Genomic DNA, 18,438 nt, shown 5'->3' on the forward strand with positions numbered 1-18,438 from the left:
TCGGTGAACCCGTACAGATTTTTTGTACGGGCTCGCACCCGGTGACGTACGTGTCCCGAGGGGGATGGAGACCTGCATGAGCGCCAGGAAGCCGCCGCGGCCGAAGAACCTCACGTCCATGAAGATGCTGGGCAAACAGCTGGGCACGGCCCGCCGCGCCGCGGGCCACACCCAGACCGCCCTCGCCGGCCTCGTCCGCGTCGACGAGGAGACCATCGCGTCGATCGAACAGGGCAGACGGGCCCTGAAGCCGGACCTGGCCGCGCTGCTGGACGAAGTCCTGGAGACCAAGGGGATGTTGGCGGCGGGGGTGGCGAACCTGCCGGACATCGACCAGTTCCCGATGTGGGCCGAGCTGTACATGGAGCATGAGCGGGAGGCCATCTCCCTGTCCTGGTACGACAACGCGGTTCTGCCCGGCCTCCTTCAGACCGACCAGTACGTCCGGGCCGTACTCCGCAACCGCGTTCCCGCGTACGACGAGGACGAGATCGAGACGCGGACGGCGGCCCGCCTGGAGCGTCAGGAGATCCTGCACCGCAGGAATCCGCCGACGCTGAGCTTCATCGTGTGGGAGCCGGTGCTGCACATGAGGATCAGTGGGCAGGACGTTTGGAGGGAGCAGCTGCGGCATTTGCGAGCGCTGACTGAACTCCCTTGCGTGTCACTCCAGTTCCTCCCACTGAGCAGTCCGTACAACGCGGGCCTGAACGGCCCCTTCACCCTCCTCGAAACACCGGACCACCAGCACCTCGCGTACACCGAGTCACAGCGCGGCAGCCAGTGGGTTTCCGACGCGGATGAGGTGTCCAGGCTGGCGCGCAAATATGCGATGCTGCGGACTCAGGCCCTGACCACACAGGACTCCAGGGATCTGCTCGACCGCCTGCTAGGAGAGCAATGAGCGCCGAAGCACTTCAGTGGTTCAAGTCGACCTACAGCGGCGATGAGGGCGGCCAGTGCCTTGAAGTCGCCATCGCCTGGCGCAAGTCGACGTACAGCGGCAGCGAGGGCGGCCAGTGTGTCGAGGTAGCCACCTGCCCCCACACCATCCACATCCGCGACTCCAAGAACCCCGAAGACACCGCCCCCACCCTCCAGGTCACCCCCGCCACCTGGACCGCCTTCACCACCGCCCTCAAGTGACACCGTCGGCCATTGTCAGTGGCGCCCCCTACAGTCACTGACATGGCGACTCTTCCCAACCCGCTGCCCACCCTCGCGGCAGACCCGAGTGGGCGTTCCCTCGGCCTTGGACTCCCCCTGGGGAGACTGATCGACGCGACCGACGAGGGGCCCTGGCACGAACCGCTGCTGTGGCATGCCGAGTACGCCGCGTCCTCCGGGGTCTGGACCGCCCTGGGCACCCCGGCCGCGCGGACCGGTCTGCTGCCGGTGCTGATAGACGTCGGCGGTGTGCAAGGCGGGCCGGAGGAGTGGGAGTTGATGCCCGGGGAGATGTCGTACCCCGGGGACCACGACCCGGAGGAGCTGCTGGCGGAGTACTGGGCGTACGCGGTCGAGGAGCCCGACGACCTCGACGAGACGATCGCCCCGTACGACGAGACCTGGCCCGGGCCGGCCCCGGCCCCGGAGTCCCTCCCGGCCGACCCCGACACCCGTGCCGCCGAGACCGCCGACGCACTCCTCGACGAGGGATCGTGGTTCAAGGAGCCGCGTCTCGCGTTGGTCCCGGCCCGCCGCAGCGCGGACATCCCGGCGGCGATCGGCTGGACGGGGCCGGTGAACTACGAGAACGACACGGCCCGTATCTGCTCGATCCTCCGCGACTGGGAGGACCGCTTCGGCATACGTGTCATCGCGCTCGGCTTCGACCAGTTGACCGTCTCCGTCGCCGCCCCGCCCACGACGAGGGAGGAGGCGGAAGCCGTCGCGGCCGAGCACTTCGCGCTCTGCCCGGACAACATCACCCAGGGCGATCACGACACCCTTCGCGCCTACGCCGAACACGCGGTACTGGGCCAACGCGTCTGGTCCTTCTGGTGGGACTGAAAGGCAAATCAGAGGTCTCCCACAAGCAAATTCCCTTTCGCACCGGCGGCCGCGGGGGAAACAACCTGCCGGTGGAGAACGGCCCGAAGGACGGCACCCTCTACAAGACCGACCCGCAGACCGGAAAGGTCACCAACTACACGACGTACGACTCCGAAGGCCGTGCGGTGAAGCGGGTGGACCTGGAGGGCCGTCCGCACGGCGGGGTGGAGACCCCGCACGTCGTAGAGTACGAGCGCAACACCAACCCGAAGACCGGTCAGGTCTTCGTGCGCCCCTCGAACGAAGTACGCGCCGCGTTCCCCTGGGAGATCCCGTGACCAGCAGCAAGCCGTCGTGGTCCGAGCGGAAGCTGCCGGCCTTCTTCACCCGGTGGCGCACGGACTGGAAGGACGAGGGACTCGCCCCGGCCAACTACCTCGACTTCGAGGGCGGCCTGCGCTTCGTCCTGGCCGCGGCCTGGCTGTTCTGCCCCGAGACGGTCGAGTACCGCGGTGGCGTGTTCCTCAAGGAGCGCTTCCGCCAGAGCACGGTCGACGACTGGTTCACCAAGCTGGGTGACGACCGGGAACGCGTCGAAGCGGTCACCAACCAGGTCAAGTTGTGGGACACCTTCAACAACACGGCCCTGACGGACGACGACCAGCTCGGCGAGGAACTGCCCCAACTCGCCCTGGCTCTCGGTGAGTGCTGGCAGGGCGTCCTGTCCGCCCGCTACCCCGACCTGGAGATCACCGTCGAGGTGAGCGACGAGGAGGACGGCTCCTACGGTCCGACCGTGACCTTCTGGACCGCCCCGGCCGTCTCGCCCTTCGGCTAGGTACGACCGGCGAGGACGGACAAGGCCAGACAAGGCCGGCCACGGCCAGGTAAGGACAGGCAAGGACGGGTACGTCACCATCGTGGAAATGCTGCACCTGCGCTATTTCGTGGCCGTCGCCGAGGAACTGAACTTCACCGCCGCAGCGCGCAGACTGCACATGTCGACGCCACCGCTGAGCCAGCGGATCAAGGACCTGGAGCACGAGGTCGGGCACCGGCTCTTCGACCGCAGCACCCACCACGTCCGGCTCACCCCCGCCGGCACGGCCCTGCTGCCGATCGCCCGGGACGTACTGGAACAGGTCAGCTCCATCCCGTGGCGGCTGAGCGAGGCGACCCGGCCCCGGCGCAGGACCGCCTTCCTCGGCATGCCCGAGGGCGTCCACCCGGACCTGCGGGAACGGGTCAACGCCCTCACCGAGCGGGTGCGGGAGCGGTTCGAGATCAAGCGCTGGCCCGGCGCCACCGCCGACCTGGTCACGGCGGTGCGTGACGGCCGCCTCGCGCTGACGCTGGCCCGGCTCCCGGTCGCCGGTCCCGAGCTGGAGCAGCTGACGGTGATGTCGGAGCGGCTCGCCGCGGTCGTCCCGGCGGACCGGTTCGCCGGGCGGGAGGAGATCGCGGTGGCCGAGCTGACCGACCTCCCCTACGCCGCCTCGCCCGCGGAGATCACTCCCGCGTACTTCGACCAGCTCGACCACCAGCTGGCGGAACTCGGGGTGAGGAAACGCATAAAACTCACCAACACGGGATTCGGGGCGACCGCCGAGGTGATTTCCTGCGGCCTCGCGTTCTCCATTTCCATGCAGGACGAGAAAAGCCCCATGCGTGGTTATCGAATGGAGAATGTGACCGTTCTCCCCTTCGCGGATTTCCATCCGCAGCTGGAGACCGCCCTGCTCTGGAACCGCGACCGGGCCGACGAGGACACCGGTGACCTGGCAGAACTCGTCGCAGCGGCCCGCGAGATCTTCAGCGAGCCCCTGCGCGCATAACGACTCCGGACGGTATGTCCGCTGTGGTCATACCGTCGTTCGTATCATGATCATTCCGTTTCTCCGCCCTCGCGACTAGCTTCGAATTCAGGCAACGAAGCAAACGCGAAAGGACGAGCGATGACGGACACCAACACCCCCACCGGCCCCCTGGACGGCGTGCGTGTGATCGACCTCTCGACCGTCGTGATGGGCCCCTACGCCGCCCAGATCCTCGGAGACCTCGGCGCCGACGTGATCAAGATCGAGTCGCCCGCGGACACCGTCCGCGTCGGCCAGTACCGCACCACGCCCGGCATGACCCCGCTCAACCTCAACGTCAACCGCAACAAGCGCAGCGTCGCCCTCAACCTCAAGGACGACGCCCAGCGCGACCAGGCCCTCGCACTGATCGACACCGCGGACGTGCTCATCACCAACATGCGCCCGAACGCACTCGGCCGCCTGCGCCTGACCTACGACGACCTCGCCCCGCGCAACCCGGGCCTGGTCTACGCACACGCCCAGGGCTTCCGCGGCGACTCCGACCGGGCCGGCGACGCCGCCTACGACGAGACCGTGCAGGCCTCCTCCGGCCTCGTCGACATCGCCGACCGCGCCCTGGGCGAGCCGGTCTACCTGCCGACCATCCTCGCCGACAAGGTCTCCTCGCTGACCATCGCCTACAGCGTGCTCGCCGCGCTGCTGCACCGGAACAGCACCGGGCAGGGGCAGCGCGTCGAGATCCCGATGACGGACACCATGATCGCCTTCAACCTGGTCGAGCACCTCTCCGGGCACGTCTACGAGCCGGCCCAGGGCCCCACGGGCTTCCCGCTGTCCATGACGAAGGGCCACCGGGCCGTCCGTACCAAGGACGGGCTCGCCTGCGTGATCCCCTACAATCCGCGGAACTTCCGCGACTTCTTCGCCGCCGCGGGCCGCGCCGACCTGGCCGCCGACCCGCGCGTCAACGGCGAGGCCATCGCCACCGAGGACCACGAGGCCCTGTCCGCCCTGGTCGACGAGTGCGCCCCGGCGCTGACCACCGCCGAGTGGAACGAGGTCTGCTCCAAGCACAGCATCCCGATGGCACCGGTGCTGGAGCTGGACCACGCGCACGAGGACGACTACGTCCGCGACGGCCACCTCCTCGACACCGTCGAGCACCCCACCGAGGGCGCGATCCGCACCGTGGGCATCCCGGTGCGCTTCTCCGCCACCCCCGGCTCGATCCGCCGCCTGGCCCCCGTCGCCGGCCAGGACACCGCGGCCGTCCTCGCCGAGCTGGCCACCCGATAACGGAAGGCGGAAACACCCCATGAGCACCACCGAAGTACAGACGGACGTACGCACCGAACGCCTCGGCTCGACCCTCCTGATCACGATCGACCGCCCCCAGGCACGCAACGCCGTGAACGCCTCCGTCGCCGCCGGCCTGGCCGCCGCACTGGACGAGCTCGAAGCCGACCCCGCGCTCCGCGTGGGCGTCCTGACCGGCGCGGAGGGCACCTTCAGCGCCGGCATGGACCTCAAGGCCGCCCTGCGCGGCGAGTCCCCCGAGATCGAGGGCCGCGGCTTCGGCGGCCTCACCGAGACCGCGCCGGCCAAGCCGCTGATCGCCGCGGTGGAGGGCTGGGCCATGGGCGGCGGCTTCGAACTCGCCCTGGCCTGCGACCTGATCGTCGCCGCCGAGGACGCCCGGTTCGGCCTCCCCGAGGTCAAGCGCGGCCTGATCGCCGCGGGCGGCGGAGTCATCCGGCTGCCGAAGCGCATCCCCCACCACCTGGCGATGGAGTTCCTGCTGACCGGCGAACCCGTCGACGGCCGCCGGGCCGGCGAACTGGGCCTGGCCAACCGGGTCACCGGCAAGGGCGAAGCGGCCGCCGTGGCCCTCCAGCTCGCCGAACAGCTCGCGCTGAACGCCCCCCTCGCGCTGGCCGCGGTCAAGCAGATCGTGCGCGCCGCCGACGGCGTCCCCGAGGCCGACGCCTTCGCCGTACAGCACGAAGAGATGCGGACCCTGATGGCCACGGCCGACGTCCGCGAGGGCATGACGGCCTTCGCCGAGCGCCGCGCCCCGCGCTGGACGGGGAGGTGACATGCGGACCGAAGACGTACGGCGGCACCTGACCACCCCGCTGACCAGCCCGGCCTTCGCCCCGGTGGTCCCGAGGTTCACCGACCGCGAGTACCTCAACATCGTCTACCGCACCGACGCCGACGCGCTGCGCGCCGTGGTCCCCGAACCGCTGCGGATCGACGAGCCGTTGGTCCGGTTCGAGGTCATGAGGATGGGCGACGTCACCGGATACGGCCCCTACACCGAGTCCGGCCAGGCGATCGAGGTCAGCCTCGACGGCGAGCGCGGCGAATACCTGCACGCCATGTACCTCGACAACTTCCCGGCCACCGCGTCGGGCCGCGAGGTCAGCGCGTACCCGAAGACGATCGGCGCCCCGAGCCTCCACGTCGACCACGGCGCGCTCGTCGGCACCCTCGACCACGGCTCGCTGCGGGTCGCCACCGCGACGATGGGCTACAAGCACCAGGAACTCGACCGGCGCGCGGCCGAGGCACAGATCACCGTGCCCACCTTCATGCTCAAAACCATTCCCGGCTACGACGGTTCGCCCCGCGTGCAGGAACTCGTCCGCACCGAGATCACCGACATCGAGGTCAAGTGGGCCTACACCGGCCCCGCGCGGCTCCAGCTCTTCCAGCACGTCCTCGCCCCCCTGGCCGATCTGCCGGTCCTGGAGATCGTCTCCGCGAGCCACATCCTCACCGACCTGACCCTGGCCCCGGTCAAGCCGGTCCACGACTACCTGGAAGGAACGGCGTCATGACCCCCGAGTCCCGCACCCCCGACTTCCGTACGGCCGCCGTGATCGGCGCCGGCACCATCGGCCTCTCCTGGACGGCCCTGTTCGCCGCCCACGGCCTCACCGTCCGCGTCACCGACCCCCGCCCCGACCTCGCCGAGGCGGTCGCCGCGGCCCTGGACGACTTCGCCCCGCAGCTCGCGGCCCGGGGCCTGGACGTCGAGGGCCTCGCCGACCGGGTCCACCTCGCCGCCGACGTGCGCGAGGCGGTCCGGGACGCGGACGTGGTCCAGGAGAACGGCCCGGAGCGGGTCGGTTTCAAGAAGGACCTCTTCGCCACCCTGGCCCGCCAAGCCCCCACCCACGCCCTCCTGTTGAGCTCCTCGTCGGCGATCCCGTCGACCGCGTTCACCGCGGACCTGGAGCCGCAGGACGCCGGCCGGACCCTCATCGGCCACCCCTTCAACCCGCCGCATCTGCTCCCCCTGGTCGAGGTCGTCCCCGGCGAACGCACCACCGAGGAATCCGTCCAGGCCGCCGTCGACTTCTACACCCTCGTCGGCCGCACCCCGGTCGTCGAACGCAAGGAGATCCCCGGCTTCGTCGGCAACCGTCTCCAGAACGCCCTCAACCGCGAGGCGATCCACCTGGTCGAGCAGGGTGTGGTGACCCCCGAGAACCTCGACAAGGTGATGACGAACTCCCTCGGCATCCGCTGGTCGACGGTCGGCCCGTTCCTCGGCTCGCACCTGGGCGGCGGCCCGGGCGGCTACCGGCACATGGCCGAGCACATAGGCGCCTCGATGAAGCGGATGTGGGCGGACCTCGGCACCCCGTCCCAGACCGAGGAGGAACAGGAACGGCTCATCGAAGCCGTAGAAAAGGCTTACGGCTCCTCCACGTACTCGGAACTCACCGAGACGCGCGACCGCAGGCAACTGGCTGTCCTGGCCGCCCTGGACAGCGCCGACACCACCGCCAAGGAGGAGAACTGACATGACGACCACCGTGGAACCCCTCGAAGACCGGCTGACCTCCGACTTCTACGCCTACGAGGCCCTGCTCCCCGACGAGGAGCGCAAGATCCTCCTGAAGGCCCGCGCCCTCATACGTGACGAGGTCAAGCCCCTGGTGAACGAGAACTGGGGCAACGGCACCTTCCCCGAGGAGCTCATCGGCATCTTCCGCGACAGCGGCCTCGCCGGACTGCCCTACGAGGGCTACGGCGATCACCGCCCCGCGGTCAGCAACCTGCTCAGCGGCATGCTGGCGGCGGAGATGAGCCGCGTCGACGCCTCGGTGGCCACCTTCTTCGGCGTCCACAACGGACTGGCGATGTACTCGATCCACTCCGGCGGCGACCAGGAGCAGCGCGACCGCTGGCTGCCCGCGATGGCCGCCATGGAGAAGATCGGCGCGTTCGCCATGACCGAGCCGCTCGGCGGCTCCGACGTCGCCGGCGGCATGCGCACCACGGCCCGGCGCGAGGGCGACACCTGGATCCTCGACGGCGCCAAGAAGTGGATCGGCAACGCGACCTTCGCCGACTACGTCATCGTCTGGGCCAGGGACGTCGACGACAACCACGTCAAGGGATTCGTCGTCGAGAAGGGCACGCCGGGCTTCGCCCCGACGAAGATCGAGGGCAAGGTCGCCTTCCGGATCGTCGAGAACGCCGAGATCACCCTGACCGACGTCCGTGTCCCGGAGGCGAACCGCCTCCAGAACATCGACTCCTTCCGGGACGTCGCCGAGATCCTGCGCGCCACCCGCGGTGGGGTCGCCTGGCAGGCGCTGGGCGTGATGACCGGCGCCTATGAACTCGCCCTGGACTACGCCAAGGAGCGCAAGCAGTTCGGCCGCCCGATCGCCCGGTTCCAGCTGGTGCAGGACCTGCTGGTGAAGAGCCTCGGCAACATCACCGCGTCCTGGGGCATGCTGGTCCAGCTCGCCCGTCTCCAGGACGCCGGGATCTTCCGCGACGAACACTCCTCGCTGGCCAAGGCGTTCGTCACCTCGCGGATGCGGGAGGTCGTCGCCTGGAGCCGGGAGATCTTCGGCGGCAACGGCATCGTCCTGGACTACGACATCGCCCGCTTCTTCACCGACGCCGAGGCGATCTACTCCTTCGAGGGCACCCGCGAGATGAACACCCTGATCGTCGGAAAGTCGATCACCGGCCAGAGCGCCTTCGTCTGAGCCCCCGCAACACCCCCGCACGGGCCGTACCTCTCCACGAGGCACGGCCCGCCCCGCGAGGCGTCCCGCCGCTCGGCGAGCTGGTTGACGTTCGGGGTGTGCAGATCGGCGGCCTGCTCGGCGACCACGCAGGCCCGGCGCTGGGCCGCTCCCGCACCACCGGTTCCGCTCGCCCGGGACACCCGCTCACGCCTTGGTGCCGGTCGCCCCGTAGACGTTGATGTCGTCGTCCGTGACGTCGTTGATGTCCCGGTAGCGGATCTTCTCGATGTCGTCGAGGGACTCGAAGTCCTCCACGTCGATGGCGGGCGGCGCGGGCGCGGGGCCGGGGTGCCACAGATGCGCGGGCACCACACCGGGCTCGTCCAGCGACACACCCGGCACCTCGGTGAAGAACCGCTCCACCTCCGCCTTGGACCGGAACACGAAGGTGAACCCGCGCTCGGTGTAGGTCCGCTGGACCGCGCGGGTGGGCTCGGGATGCATCTCGTCGGTCAGATGGCTGAGCACGATCCGGCTCCCCGCGGGCAGCGCCTCCACCAGCTCCCGCACGATCGGATAGGCCTCCTCGTCCTCGACGAAGTGCAGGATCGCGACCAGGCACAGCGCGATCGGCTGGTCGAAGTCCAGGGTCTTGGCGGCCTGTTCGAGGATCTGCGCGGGACTCTTGAAGTCGGCGTCGATGTAGTCCGTACGCCCCTCGGGCCCGCTGGTGAGCAGCGCGCGGGCGTGCGCCAGCACCACCGGGTCGTTGTCGACGTACACGACCCGGGAGTCCGGCCGGATCCGCTGGGCGATCTGGTGGACGTTCTCCGCGGTGGGCAGCCCGGTGCCGATGTCGAGGAACTGCCGGATCCCGTCCCGCGAGGCCAGCCTGTCCACGGCCCGGCGCATGAAGTCACGGTTGTGGCGTACGTCGAGATAGCCGCGCGGGTTGGCGGCGAGCGCGGCGGCGGCCGCCTCGCGGTCGGCGGGGTAGTTGTCCTTGCCGCCGAGGAAGACGTCGTAGACGCGGGCCGGATGCGCCCTGGTGGTGTCGATCCTCCTGGCCAGCTCGGCCGGGTCCTGGCTCAGCGCGTCACCGGACATGGTCGTCTCCCCTGTGAGTGCGTCGGTCCCTCGGCGGACCACCACCGCGATGGTCAAGAACCTAACTCCCGGGGCGACTTGATGGTGCCCGGTGCCCGATATCCGACGTCCCGCATCCCACGCGGGGGACGCGGGAAGCCACATCCGCGCAGGTCAGCGCGTCCCCCGCGACGATCCCGTCCCGAATCCCCGGCCAGGCCTGGCGATCGGGCGCTCTCCCCCGCAGCCTGATCCCATGCACAGCCGACCCCCCACCCCCCGCGTGCTCGCCGCGACGGCCCTCGCCCTCCTCGCCCTGGCCACACTGACGGGCTGCAAGGACGGCCAGGGCGTACGCGACGAGGGCCCGGCCGCCGACCGGGCGGCAGCCGTCCGTGGAAAACCAGAAGGCCGCCCGGTACTGACCGGGCGGCCTGGAAGCGCGGTTACGGCATCACACGTGCGCCGGGGCCAGCTTCGGGTTGGGGCCGTACTGGTTGTCGCCCGGCTCGCCGTCCAGCAGCGAGAAGACGAACAGGGTGATGGGCCCGGCGAGCGGGACGAACTGGAACAGGATCCACCAGCCGCTGCGGCCCGTGTCGTGCAGACGGCGCGCGGTGACGGCCAGGCCGGGCAGCAGGAAGGCGACGATGGGGACGAACACGATCAACGGCTGCTTGGCGACGAGGCTGATGACGAGGAACACGGCGTAGATGATCGTGGCGAACAGCACGAACATCCAGTATTCCTTGCGGCGCGCACGCCCGCTGAAGACCGCGTACTTCTTGAGAACTTCGATGAACCAGCTCATGGTGGTGTCCCCCCAGAGATCGCCGTTCGGAACCGTTCCGAATGGATCAGGCCAGGCGCAGAAGATATGGAGGGTGTCGGGAACTCGTCAATTCGACGGATGTAAGCGTTTCATCAAGCCGATGGGCGGACGCAGCCCGACAAATCCACCGCATCCGGATGCGATTACGGACAGAACACCAGAAGATCACCGAGCGAAGTGGGCGCTGTTATCCGGACGTTGGCCGGAACGAGCCCCGTCCGTATCCGGACCGAGCTCGAACCGTTGCCGCAACACGCCGTCCGGCGGCTTCGTCAGCCGAGCTTCTGAGCCACTTCGGTCGCCCAGTAGGTGAGGATGTTCCGCGCGCCGGCCCGCTTGATTCCGGTCAGCGTCTCCAGGATCGCCCGGTCCCGGTCGATCCAGCCCTTCTCCGCGGCGGCCTCGATCATCGAGTACTCACCGGAGATCTGATAGGCCGCGACCGGCACGTCCACGGCGTCGGCGACCCGCGCGAGGATGTCGAGGTAGGGACCGGCCGGCTTGACCATCACCATGTCGGCGCCCTCCTCCAGATCGAGGGCGAGCTCCCGCAGCGACTCACGCGCGTTCGCGGGATCCTGCTGGTACGTCTTGCGGTCCCCCTGCAAGGAGGAGCCGACGGCCTCCCGGAAGGGGCCGTAGAAGGCGGAGGCGTACTTGGCGGTGTAGGCGAGGATGGCGACATCCTCCCGCCCGATCTGGTCGAGGGCGTCCCGCACGACCCCGATCTGCCCGTCCATCATCCCGCTGGGCCCCACCACATGGGCGCCCGCGTCGGCCTGCACCTGGGCCATCTCGGCGTACCGCTCCAGGGTGGCGTCGTTGTCGACCCGCCCCTGGTCGTCCAGCACCCCGCAGTGCCCGTGGTCGACGGTCTCGTCGAGGCACAGGTCGGACATGACGAGCAGTTCGTCACCGACCTCGGCCCGCACGTCCCGGATGGCGACCTGCAGAATCCCGTCGGGATCGGTCCCCGGCGTCCCGAGGGCGTCCTTCTTCGACTCCTCCGGCACCCCGAAGAGCATGATTCCGGAGACCCCGGCCGCCACGGCCTCCGCGGCCGCCTTCTTCAGACTGTCCCGCGTGTGCTGCACGACCCCGGGCATCGCCGAGATCGGCACGGGCTCGCTGACGCCCTCCCGCACGAACGCCGGAAGGATGAGGTCGGCGGGGTGCAGCCGGGTCTCGGCGACCATCCGGCGCATGACGGGGGTGGTACGCAACCGCCGAGGACGCGTACCGGGGAAGGATCCGTACTTCGACATGCCGTCTACGCTACGCCCGCCCCGGGGGCACCTTTGCCGACGTCCTGTCGCAACGGGTCCCGGGGCGGGCGATGGTCGTGCCTAGCCCTGGTGGTAGGTGAAGGTCCTGCCGTTCTTGGACTTCGGGACGTACACCTGGTGCCAGGTCCAGCCGGCCGGCGGACGGACGTAGTGGAACTCGACCGAGCTGTTGGCCTGCCACCAGTAGTTCGAAGCCGTGGTGCAGCCGTGGGCCGGGACGTCCCAGAACCGGGAGCCGACCCAGTCGCCCTGGTCGTTGGTGCCGACGAGGAAGAACTTCAGGGCGGAGCCGTTGTCGTTGCAGATCTGGATCTGCACGTTGGCGGTGGCGGCGCTGGCCGTCGCGGGCGCCGCGAGGACGCCGGTGGCGGAGGCCACGGCGAGCGCGGCGATGGTGAGCTTTCTGCGGAGGTTGCCCATGTCGATGGTGCCTTTCGCTGTCGGGGAAGGGCGTGGAGGGCTCAGCCGAGCAGGCCGTTGGACCGCAGCCAGGTCCGCGCTGTGCCGGACGGGGAGGACCCGCCGTCAACGGCGGCGGCCAGTGCGGCCAACTGCGCTGTGGTGAGCCGGGAGTTGAGGCGGGCCAGGGCCTTGCTCGCGGCCAGGTCCGCATAGGGGGCGCCGATGAGCGGGAAGACGTGCTCGGGCGGCAGGGCGTTCTTCGGGTCGGTCAGCACGACCAGGCCGTCGCGGGTGATGACGGGGTCGGTGCCGCGCAGGACCAGGACGTCGGCGGTGGCCGAGGTACCGGTCCCGGTGAGCTGGGTGCCGTAGACCTTCCGCAGCGAGGCGGCCGACGGGGCGTCCGGATCGCCGGAGGCGGGGCCGCCGAGGGTGAGGCGGCCGGCCTTCGCGAGGTCGGCGAGGGTGCGCAGGCCGTGCTTGCGGGCGGTGGCCCGGGTGACCGCGAGGACGACACCGTTCTGTGCCCGCGCGGGCGGCAGGGCGTCGATGCCCGGGGGCAGGGCCATGCTGAGGGTGGCGGCCATGTTGCCGGGCAGGGTCTGGGCCGCGGGCAGGGCGCGCAGCGTCGCGGTCTCGTAGGCGGGCGCGAGGGCGATCCGGCCCTCCGCCACGGCCCGCGTGGTGTCGGCGGGCGAGGAGTAACGGGTGCTCGCCGTACGCACCTTCACGCCCGCGTCGGCGAGCAGTTCGCCGTACAGGGCCGCGACGACCCGGCTCTCGGCCGAACCGTCGGTGCCGATCACCGTCGGCCCCACCTCGTCCGCGTAGGCGGTCGCGCTGTTTCCCTTCGCCGCGCCGCCGCAGCCCGTGAGGAACAGCAGCGAGCACAGGGCGGCGGCTACGGCGGCGCGCGGACGAAGACGACTGTCTGGCATCACGGAACACCACTTCTGGTGGGGGCGGGCGACCCGGCACGGTCCGTTGCCTGCGCCGGGCCGCCCGCTGTTCTACGGGACGGTTCAGCAGTGGTGCGCGGCGCGCTCGGCCGACGTCATCACCGCGTCATGCGCGTCGACGTAGGCGTTCCCGGGGTGGTCGGCGTCCCAGCCCGCCGCCTGGTAGTTGTTGATGTACCAGATGTAGTGGCCGTAGTAGCGCTTGCCGAAGTGGAGCTCGTACCAGCCCTTGGCCTTCTGCTTGGCCTCGCCTCGCACGAGCCAGCCCTTGTATCCGGGGCGGACGCTGATGCCCTTGCTGTCGGTGCTGGTGTGGGAGGTCGTCCAGGAGTGGGAGTACGAGACCTCGACGGAGGCCTTGTAGACCTTCCAGAACTCCATTTGCGCCTCGATCGCGACGCCGACCGAGTTCGTGGTGGCGGTCGTGTCCGCCCAGGAGACGGTGCTCGTGGCGTTCTCGTGGGTGCAGTTGTAGTAGGTGGCGCCGACCTGGTGGGCCGGGCCGGTGTACGCGGTGTAGCTCTGCGGGTGGAACTTGCACACGTCGGCCGAGCCGCAGCGCTGGAGGAGGTCCGCGACGGAGGGGCTGTCGGCGGCGTAGGACTGCGGGGCCGCCATCAGGGAGGCGCCCAGCGCGAGGGCGGCGACGGCACCGGCACTGCGGGCGAGGCGGCGGGTGCGGGTGGTGGGGGTTGAGCGGAGCGCGAATCGCATCGAATACTCCAGGGGAAGTCGGCTTCCCATGACGTGGGAAGCGCGGCTGACGAAAATCCGGTAACTGCTCTGCGCTGCGGGGATCTGCGGGCGCTACTTGGATTTGCCGGCCCTCGGGGGTGTGAGGGCCGGCACGGTGACCGCGCCACCACCGAACCGGGGGGGGAGAGCCGGCGGTGGAGCGGGCCGTTCGACATCCACTTTCGAAGCCCCGGAATTGTTGATCAATGCAGGTCAGAGGAGTAAACAACGCGATCGCAGACGTTACCGCCGGGTATGAGACGGCGGTGTGACACCACCATCACGGCAGGGTGCACAGGACGTGCCGGTGGGCCTTCGTCACCGATCGGGGTCACCGAGAGGTCCGGTGACCGGGTCCCTCGGTCTGCTTTTCTCCGGCCGCCGGCTTTTCCGCTTTCCGGTTCTCGCCGTGAGCCGTCCGCTTCTCGCGGGAATCCGCCCGGTTCTCGTCCGTCCGGAGTTCCGCCTGTGCCCGGGGCCCGGGATCGGGGGAGGCCAGGGGTGCCGCCTGGTCGGTGTCCGGCGGCACGGCCGCCGCCGAGGGGGTGCCGGCGGGCTCGACGAGGCCGGGGCCGGCCTCGATCTGCGCGGACCCGTCGTCCACGCCGGGGCCGTCGCAGACGCGCCGATAGGACACCCCGGGAAGGTAGCGCCGCCACTCGGCGACGGTCAGGGACCGGCCCGCGCGGGCACAGAGCCGGGCGGCGACCTGCGCGGGGGCGACCGGGTAGGCGTGGAGGGAGACGTGTGGGCCGGCGGCCCAGAGGTAGCCGTCGAGTCCGAAGGCCAGCGAGTCGATCGCGTCGCCCGAGCCGGCCGGGCTCTCGCCCAGGGGCCGGTTCAGGTCGAGGTCCCACAGACTCACGGTTCCCGAGCCGTAGGCGATGGCGAGGGTGGTGCCGTCGGGGCTGAAGGCCAGGGCGGTGACCCGCGCGCAGGCCGCGCAGCCGGTGTCGGCGGAGGGCGCGGGGATCACGGCCCGGGGCACCCGGTCCGTTCCGCGGTCCCATACGGTGACGGTGCCGAAGGCCCCGCCCGTGGCCGTGTGCGCACCGCCGGCGCTGACCGCGATGGCGTAGGTCTGCCGTCCGTCGATGAACACGGGATGGGGGTCGGGTGCGTAGGGCGATATGGTCATCCGGCCGCTGAAGCCGGTGGCCAGGGCCTCCTTGACCGCTGCCTTCGGATCGTTCGACCGCACCCACGGAAGCCCGTGCGCGGTGTCCCACATCTGCACGGCGAGCAGGCCCGCGGGCGTGCGCCAGCCGACCAGCAGGTGCCGGCCGTGCGCGGTGAGGAAGATGCCGCGGGCCGTGGACCCGGCCGGACCCGTCACGTCGAACGTGGTGGCCTTGCGGCCGGTCGGTGAGACATCGCGTATCGCGAACCGCGCGGTGTGCCCGGGCCCGGACACCGCGGCGGTGCCGTAGGCGATGCTGCGGCTGTCCGGACTGAAGGCCAGCAGCGGGCGGGAGGCCCCGAGGGGTTCGGTGTCCCCGCGGGGGATGGCCTGTTCGGCGACGACGCGGCCGGAACGGATCTCCTGGATCCGGAGCCGGTAACCGGCCGCGGTCCGTCGCGCGGTGGCCAGGAGCCGGCCGTCCGGACTGAGCAGGACGGCGTCCACGGGTCGCTCCCGCCAGGGCGCGGCCAGGGTCGGGGCCAGGTCGAGGGAGTACACGGTGCTGCCCGTCAGGTAGCGCAGGGTCCGGCCGGCGGGGTCCCAGGCGAGGGCGGTGACGGAGTTCCCGGGCACCGGCTGGCGCAGCACCGGCAGCCCTGGCGCCGCGATCCGCCAGACCGTGACGCCTTCGGGACCGGACGCGGCCAGGAACGCTCCGTCCGGCGTGAAGGCGAGGTGCCCGGGAGAGGGCCCCGCGAGGTCGGCGAGCTGTCGCCCGCTCGCGGTGTCCCAGACGCGGACGCCGGTGTCCGTGGCCACGGCGAGCCGTGTGCCGCCCGCGCCGAAGACGACGGTCGACGACGAGCAGTCCGCTCCCCGGAGGGTCCTCCAGGCGCCCGGCCGGGTCTCGTCGCGGGCGGTGTCCCACACCTCCGGCGCCCGGCCCGGCCGGCAGACGGCCACCAGCCCGTTGTCCGGCGAGAGGACGGGACGAGCGTCGCCCGCCGCCTCGAAGACCGTCCTTCCGCCCTCGACCGTGCGCACCCGCACCTTGGGGTCCGGTCCGGAGTCCCGTACGACATAGCTGTGTCCGTCGGCCCCGAAGCCGAGGACGCGGCCACCCGTCACGAGACGATGGGTGCCGGTGCCCGCGTCCAGCTGCCACAGACGCCCGCCGGCGGTCAGCAGCCGTGTCCCGTCCGCCGGGTCGGCCTCGGCCACCTGGTCGTCGGGCAGCGCACCCGATCCGGTGGGCCGGTGCGTGACCACGTCCCAGGAGGACCAGACGCCGGCGCCCGCCACCAGCAGCGTGCGCCCGGAGTCGGTGAGGAAGGCACGGTCGTGGTCACCGAGCACCGGTCCGGCCAGGACGTCTTCCTCGGCTTCGGCGAGCGTGCCGATCAGGGCCGCGCGGCTGACCGGGGAGGGGGCGAGCCGCCAGGCGGCGACGCTGAGCAGGGCGGCGGTACGGGGATCGACCGACTGGGTCCGGGCGGCGAGGGCGGCGGCTTCCAGGGCCGTGGCGCGGATGTTCTCCAGATCGGCCGTGTGGCTGCGCTGCCAGGCGATCTGCGTGGCGAGCAGCGCGCCCACCGCGACGGCGGTGCATCCCACCGCCAGTGACCGCATCCGCCGTCGTATCCGGCGCGCCTTCCAGTGCTCCATGGAGTCGGCGACCCGGGAGGCACTGAGGAAGGCCCGCTCCCGCCCGGTGAGGTCATGGTCGCTCGTGCCCCGGTCGAACAGCTGGTCGGCGACAGCGAGATGGGTTCCCCGGTAGAGGCTGCCGGGGTCGTGGTCGCGCTCCTTCCACAGCCGCGCGGCCTCGCTGAGGCGCCGGTGCTCGCGCAGCCGTTCCCGGTTCGTCTCGATCCACCCCTGGAGCCGCGGCCAGTGGGTGATCAGGGCCTCGTGGGTGAGTTCGACGTTCGCCTCGTCCAGGATGACCAGCCGGCCGCGGGCGAGCCGGTCGAGGACGACGGGCAGCTCGGGATCGGGCCACTCGCGCAGATCGGCGCGGCTGACGGGGCGTCGGGTGTCGGCGCTGCCCTCGCCGGGGGTGATGAGCGCCAGCAGCAGTCGCCGGGCGGTGGCGGCCTGGACGGGCGAGAGACCGCCGTAGACCTCCTCGGCGGCCGCGGCGATCGCGCCGTGGATGCCGCCCGCCGCCTCGTACGCGGCCAGTGTCAGAACGCCGCTGGTCCGCCTCCGCCAGGTCTCCCGCAGGGCCTGCGAGAGCATCGGCAGCGCGCCGGGCCGGCCCATGGCGTCCTCGACGATCCGGGCGGTGAGCTCCCGCTCCACCCGCAGTCCGGCCGCCGTGGCCGGCTTGACCACCGCCTCCTGCAACTCCGCCCGCGTCATGGGCCGGACGGCCAGGGCATGGTGCCGTAAGGCGTGGGCCAGACCGTCGTGCTGTGCGCACCGCGGGAGGAAGCTGCCGCCCACCGCGATCACCACACGCAGCCGGCTCGCCGGGTCCCGGGCGGCCAGGAGGCGGTCCACGAACCGCCAGCGGTCGGCCCGGTCCCGGCACAGCGTGAAGATCTCCTCGAACTGGTCCACCACCACGAACCGTTCCGGCCCGTCCGGCGCCGGTTCGAGCAGTCGCTCGTGGGTGGCGGCGGGCCGGGGCCCCGGCGTGATCAGCCGGAGTTCCATCTCGCAGGCCTGCTCCCGGATCAGGTCTTCCAGACGCGGGAGCAGCCCGGCCCGCAGCAGGGAGGACTTCCCGCTGCCGGAGGTGCCGTGCAGCACCGCGAACCGGTGGTCCACCACCAGCTTCAGCGCGTCCTCGGCCGGCTGGTCCCGGCCGAAGAACAGATCCCGGTCCTCCGGCTCGAACCTCGCCAGCCCCTGATAGGGCGAGTCCCCCTCCTCCGCTCCCTGCGGCGCCGCCTCCTCGGCGACGGCCTCCCGACGGCGCTCCCACTCGTCCGGATCCGCTCCACAGGCCTGTGCGTAAGCCCGCACCACCGCGGCCGACGCCAGCCGCTCGCCGGAGGCGGCCCGCGACAGGGCGGTCACGGAGAGGCCGGTGCGCTGGGCCATCGTCCGGTACGACGGTGATCCGCTGTCCCTGCGCAGCGACCGCAGTTCGTGCGCGAAGCGCTGTACGGGCCCGGCGCCGGGGTCCACCGGTCGTTCGGGACGGCCCAAGACGCCACCTCACTTCAGGGCACACAGCCCAGCAGACCCAG

Annotated in this window: 18 protein-coding genes; 11 read left to right on the top strand and 7 right to left on the bottom strand. The window is 70.9% G+C overall.

The window, feature by feature from the left end; all coding sequences use genetic code 11:
• Positions 1–76: 76 nt before the first annotated feature.
• The 11 genes from ACFYZ8_RS44320 (at position 77) to ACFYZ8_RS44370 (ending at position 8,833) form a co-directional block, all read left to right on the top strand.
• Positions 77–904 carry a Scr1 family TA system antitoxin-like transcriptional regulator gene (locus ACFYZ8_RS44320; protein ID WP_388542394.1) on the top strand — a complete coding sequence of 276 codons (828 nt, stop codon included), beginning with the start codon at positions 77–79 and terminating at the stop codon, positions 902–904.
• Positions 901–1,146, top strand: coding sequence for a DUF397 domain-containing protein (locus ACFYZ8_RS44325; RefSeq protein WP_388542392.1), 246 nt, complete (start codon positions 901–903; stop codon positions 1,144–1,146). The genes ACFYZ8_RS44320 and ACFYZ8_RS44325 overlap by 4 nt, the downstream gene beginning before the upstream one ends.
• A gap of 42 nt (positions 1,147–1,188) precedes the next feature.
• Positions 1,189–2,013, top strand: coding sequence for a DUF4253 domain-containing protein (locus ACFYZ8_RS44330; RefSeq protein ID WP_388542391.1), 825 nt, complete (start codon positions 1,189–1,191; stop codon positions 2,011–2,013).
• Positions 2,014–2,084: 71 nt separating this feature from the next.
• Positions 2,085–2,333, top strand: coding sequence for a polymorphic toxin type 24 domain-containing protein (locus ACFYZ8_RS44335; protein ID WP_388542389.1), 249 nt, complete (start codon positions 2,085–2,087; stop codon positions 2,331–2,333).
• Entirely contained in the window at positions 2,330–2,833 is a 504-nt protein-coding gene (locus ACFYZ8_RS44340; RefSeq protein WP_388542387.1) for a hypothetical protein, read from the top strand. The genes ACFYZ8_RS44335 and ACFYZ8_RS44340 overlap by 4 nt, the downstream gene beginning before the upstream one ends.
• Before the next feature lie 88 nt (positions 2,834–2,921).
• A complete protein-coding gene (locus ACFYZ8_RS44345; protein WP_388542385.1) occupies positions 2,922–3,830 on the top strand; it encodes a LysR family transcriptional regulator in 909 nt (302 codons plus the stop codon).
• Positions 3,831–3,950: 120 nt separating this feature from the next.
• Entirely contained in the window at positions 3,951–5,111 is a 1,161-nt protein-coding gene (locus ACFYZ8_RS44350) for a CoA transferase (protein ID WP_359039382.1), read from the top strand.
• 19 nt (positions 5,112–5,130) lie between these two features.
• Positions 5,131–5,910 carry a crotonase/enoyl-CoA hydratase family protein gene (locus ACFYZ8_RS44355; RefSeq protein ID WP_388542383.1) on the top strand — a complete coding sequence of 260 codons (780 nt, stop codon included), beginning with the start codon at positions 5,131–5,133 and terminating at the stop codon, positions 5,908–5,910.
• Between the two features lies 1 nt (position 5,911).
• On the top strand, positions 5,912–6,658 hold the full coding sequence (locus ACFYZ8_RS44360; protein ID WP_388542381.1) for an acetoacetate decarboxylase: 747 nt from the start codon (positions 5,912–5,914) through the stop codon (positions 6,656–6,658).
• Positions 6,655–7,629 carry a 3-hydroxyacyl-CoA dehydrogenase NAD-binding domain-containing protein gene (locus ACFYZ8_RS44365; protein WP_388542379.1) on the top strand — a complete coding sequence of 325 codons (975 nt, stop codon included), beginning with the start codon at positions 6,655–6,657 and terminating at the stop codon, positions 7,627–7,629. The genes ACFYZ8_RS44360 and ACFYZ8_RS44365 overlap by 4 nt, the downstream gene beginning before the upstream one ends.
• 1 nt (position 7,630) lies before the next feature.
• On the top strand, positions 7,631–8,833 hold the full coding sequence (locus ACFYZ8_RS44370) for an acyl-CoA dehydrogenase family protein (RefSeq protein ID WP_388542377.1): 1,203 nt from the start codon (positions 7,631–7,633) through the stop codon (positions 8,831–8,833).
• A gap of 186 nt (positions 8,834–9,019) precedes the next feature.
• Here the strand turns inward: ACFYZ8_RS44370 and ACFYZ8_RS44375 are convergent, their stop codons facing one another.
• From ACFYZ8_RS44375 to ACFYZ8_RS44405, 7 genes are all read right to left on the bottom strand, one after another.
• Positions 9,020–9,922, bottom strand: a complete 903-nt coding sequence (locus tag ACFYZ8_RS44375; RefSeq protein ID WP_359039392.1) for an SAM-dependent methyltransferase — start codon at positions 9,920–9,922, stop codon at positions 9,020–9,022.
• Positions 9,923–10,355: 433 nt separating this feature from the next.
• Positions 10,356–10,712 (bottom strand): DUF805 domain-containing protein, encoded by a 357-nt coding sequence (locus ACFYZ8_RS44380; protein ID WP_388542375.1) that lies wholly within the window; start codon positions 10,710–10,712, stop codon positions 10,356–10,358.
• Between the two features lie 293 nt (positions 10,713–11,005).
• The gene (hemB, locus tag ACFYZ8_RS44385; RefSeq protein ID WP_359039396.1) at positions 11,006–11,998 is read right to left on the bottom strand and encodes a porphobilinogen synthase; all 993 of its coding nucleotides are present in this window, start codon (positions 11,996–11,998) and stop codon (positions 11,006–11,008) included.
• Positions 11,999–12,079: 81 nt separating this feature from the next.
• Positions 12,080–12,439 carry a hypothetical protein gene (locus ACFYZ8_RS44390; RefSeq protein ID WP_359039398.1) on the bottom strand — a complete coding sequence of 120 codons (360 nt, stop codon included), beginning with the start codon at positions 12,437–12,439 and terminating at the stop codon, positions 12,080–12,082.
• 41 nt (positions 12,440–12,480) lie between these two features.
• Positions 12,481–13,359: a glycine betaine ABC transporter substrate-binding protein gene (locus ACFYZ8_RS44395; RefSeq protein ID WP_388542373.1), complete on the bottom strand. Its 879-nt coding sequence runs from the start codon at positions 13,357–13,359 to the stop codon at positions 12,481–12,483.
• An 84-nt stretch (positions 13,360–13,443) separates the two neighbouring features.
• Positions 13,444–14,094, bottom strand: a complete 651-nt coding sequence (locus ACFYZ8_RS44400; protein WP_388542371.1) for a hypothetical protein — start codon at positions 14,092–14,094, stop codon at positions 13,444–13,446.
• Between the two features lie 352 nt (positions 14,095–14,446).
• On the bottom strand, positions 14,447–18,397 hold the full coding sequence (locus ACFYZ8_RS44405; protein ID WP_388542369.1) for a helix-turn-helix domain-containing protein: 3,951 nt from the start codon (positions 18,395–18,397) through the stop codon (positions 14,447–14,449).
• Between the last annotated feature and the right edge of the window lie 41 nt (positions 18,398–18,438).

The sequence above is a fragment of the Streptomyces sp. NPDC001668 genome, assembly GCF_042893155.1.
Taxonomy (GTDB): domain Bacteria; phylum Actinomycetota; class Actinomycetes; order Streptomycetales; family Streptomycetaceae; genus Streptomyces.

What these genes read in the sequence shown, in the direction of transcription:
- ACFYZ8_RS44370 (WP_388542377.1), top strand. Translation starts at nt 7,631, where the DNA reads ATGACGACCACCGTGGAACCCCTCGAAGACCGGCTGACCTCCGACTTC.
- ACFYZ8_RS44350 (WP_359039382.1), top strand. Translation starts at nt 3,951, where the DNA reads ATGACGGACACCAACACCCCCACCGGCCCCCTGGACGGCGTGCGTGTG.
- ACFYZ8_RS44330 (WP_388542391.1), top strand. Translation starts at nt 1,189, where the DNA reads ATGGCGACTCTTCCCAACCCGCTGCCCACCCTCGCGGCAGACCCGAGT.
- ACFYZ8_RS44320 (WP_388542394.1), top strand. Translation starts at nt 77, where the DNA reads ATGAGCGCCAGGAAGCCGCCGCGGCCGAAGAACCTCACGTCCATGAAG.
- ACFYZ8_RS44355 (WP_388542383.1), top strand. Translation starts at nt 5,131, where the DNA reads ATGAGCACCACCGAAGTACAGACGGACGTACGCACCGAACGCCTCGGC.
- ACFYZ8_RS44380 (WP_388542375.1), bottom strand. Translation starts at nt 10,712, where the DNA reads ATGAGCTGGTTCATCGAAGTTCTCAAGAAGTACGCGGTCTTCAGCGGG.
- hemB (WP_359039396.1), bottom strand. Translation starts at nt 11,998, where the DNA reads ATGTCGAAGTACGGATCCTTCCCCGGTACGCGTCCTCGGCGGTTGCGT.
- ACFYZ8_RS44390 (WP_359039398.1), bottom strand. Translation starts at nt 12,439, where the DNA reads ATGGGCAACCTCCGCAGAAAGCTCACCATCGCCGCGCTCGCCGTGGCC.
- ACFYZ8_RS44400 (WP_388542371.1), bottom strand. Translation starts at nt 14,094, where the DNA reads ATGCGATTCGCGCTCCGCTCAACCCCCACCACCCGCACCCGCCGCCTC.
- ACFYZ8_RS44375 (WP_359039392.1), bottom strand. Translation starts at nt 9,922, where the DNA reads ATGTCCGGTGACGCGCTGAGCCAGGACCCGGCCGAGCTGGCCAGGAGG.
- ACFYZ8_RS44360 (WP_388542381.1), top strand. Translation starts at nt 5,912, where the DNA reads ATGCGGACCGAAGACGTACGGCGGCACCTGACCACCCCGCTGACCAGC.
- ACFYZ8_RS44395 (WP_388542373.1), bottom strand. Translation starts at nt 13,359, where the DNA reads ATGCCAGACAGTCGTCTTCGTCCGCGCGCCGCCGTAGCCGCCGCCCTG.
- ACFYZ8_RS44365 (WP_388542379.1), top strand. Translation starts at nt 6,655, where the DNA reads ATGACCCCCGAGTCCCGCACCCCCGACTTCCGTACGGCCGCCGTGATC.
- ACFYZ8_RS44325 (WP_388542392.1), top strand. Translation starts at nt 901, where the DNA reads ATGAGCGCCGAAGCACTTCAGTGGTTCAAGTCGACCTACAGCGGCGAT.
- ACFYZ8_RS44345 (WP_388542385.1), top strand. Translation starts at nt 2,922, where the DNA reads ATGCTGCACCTGCGCTATTTCGTGGCCGTCGCCGAGGAACTGAACTTC.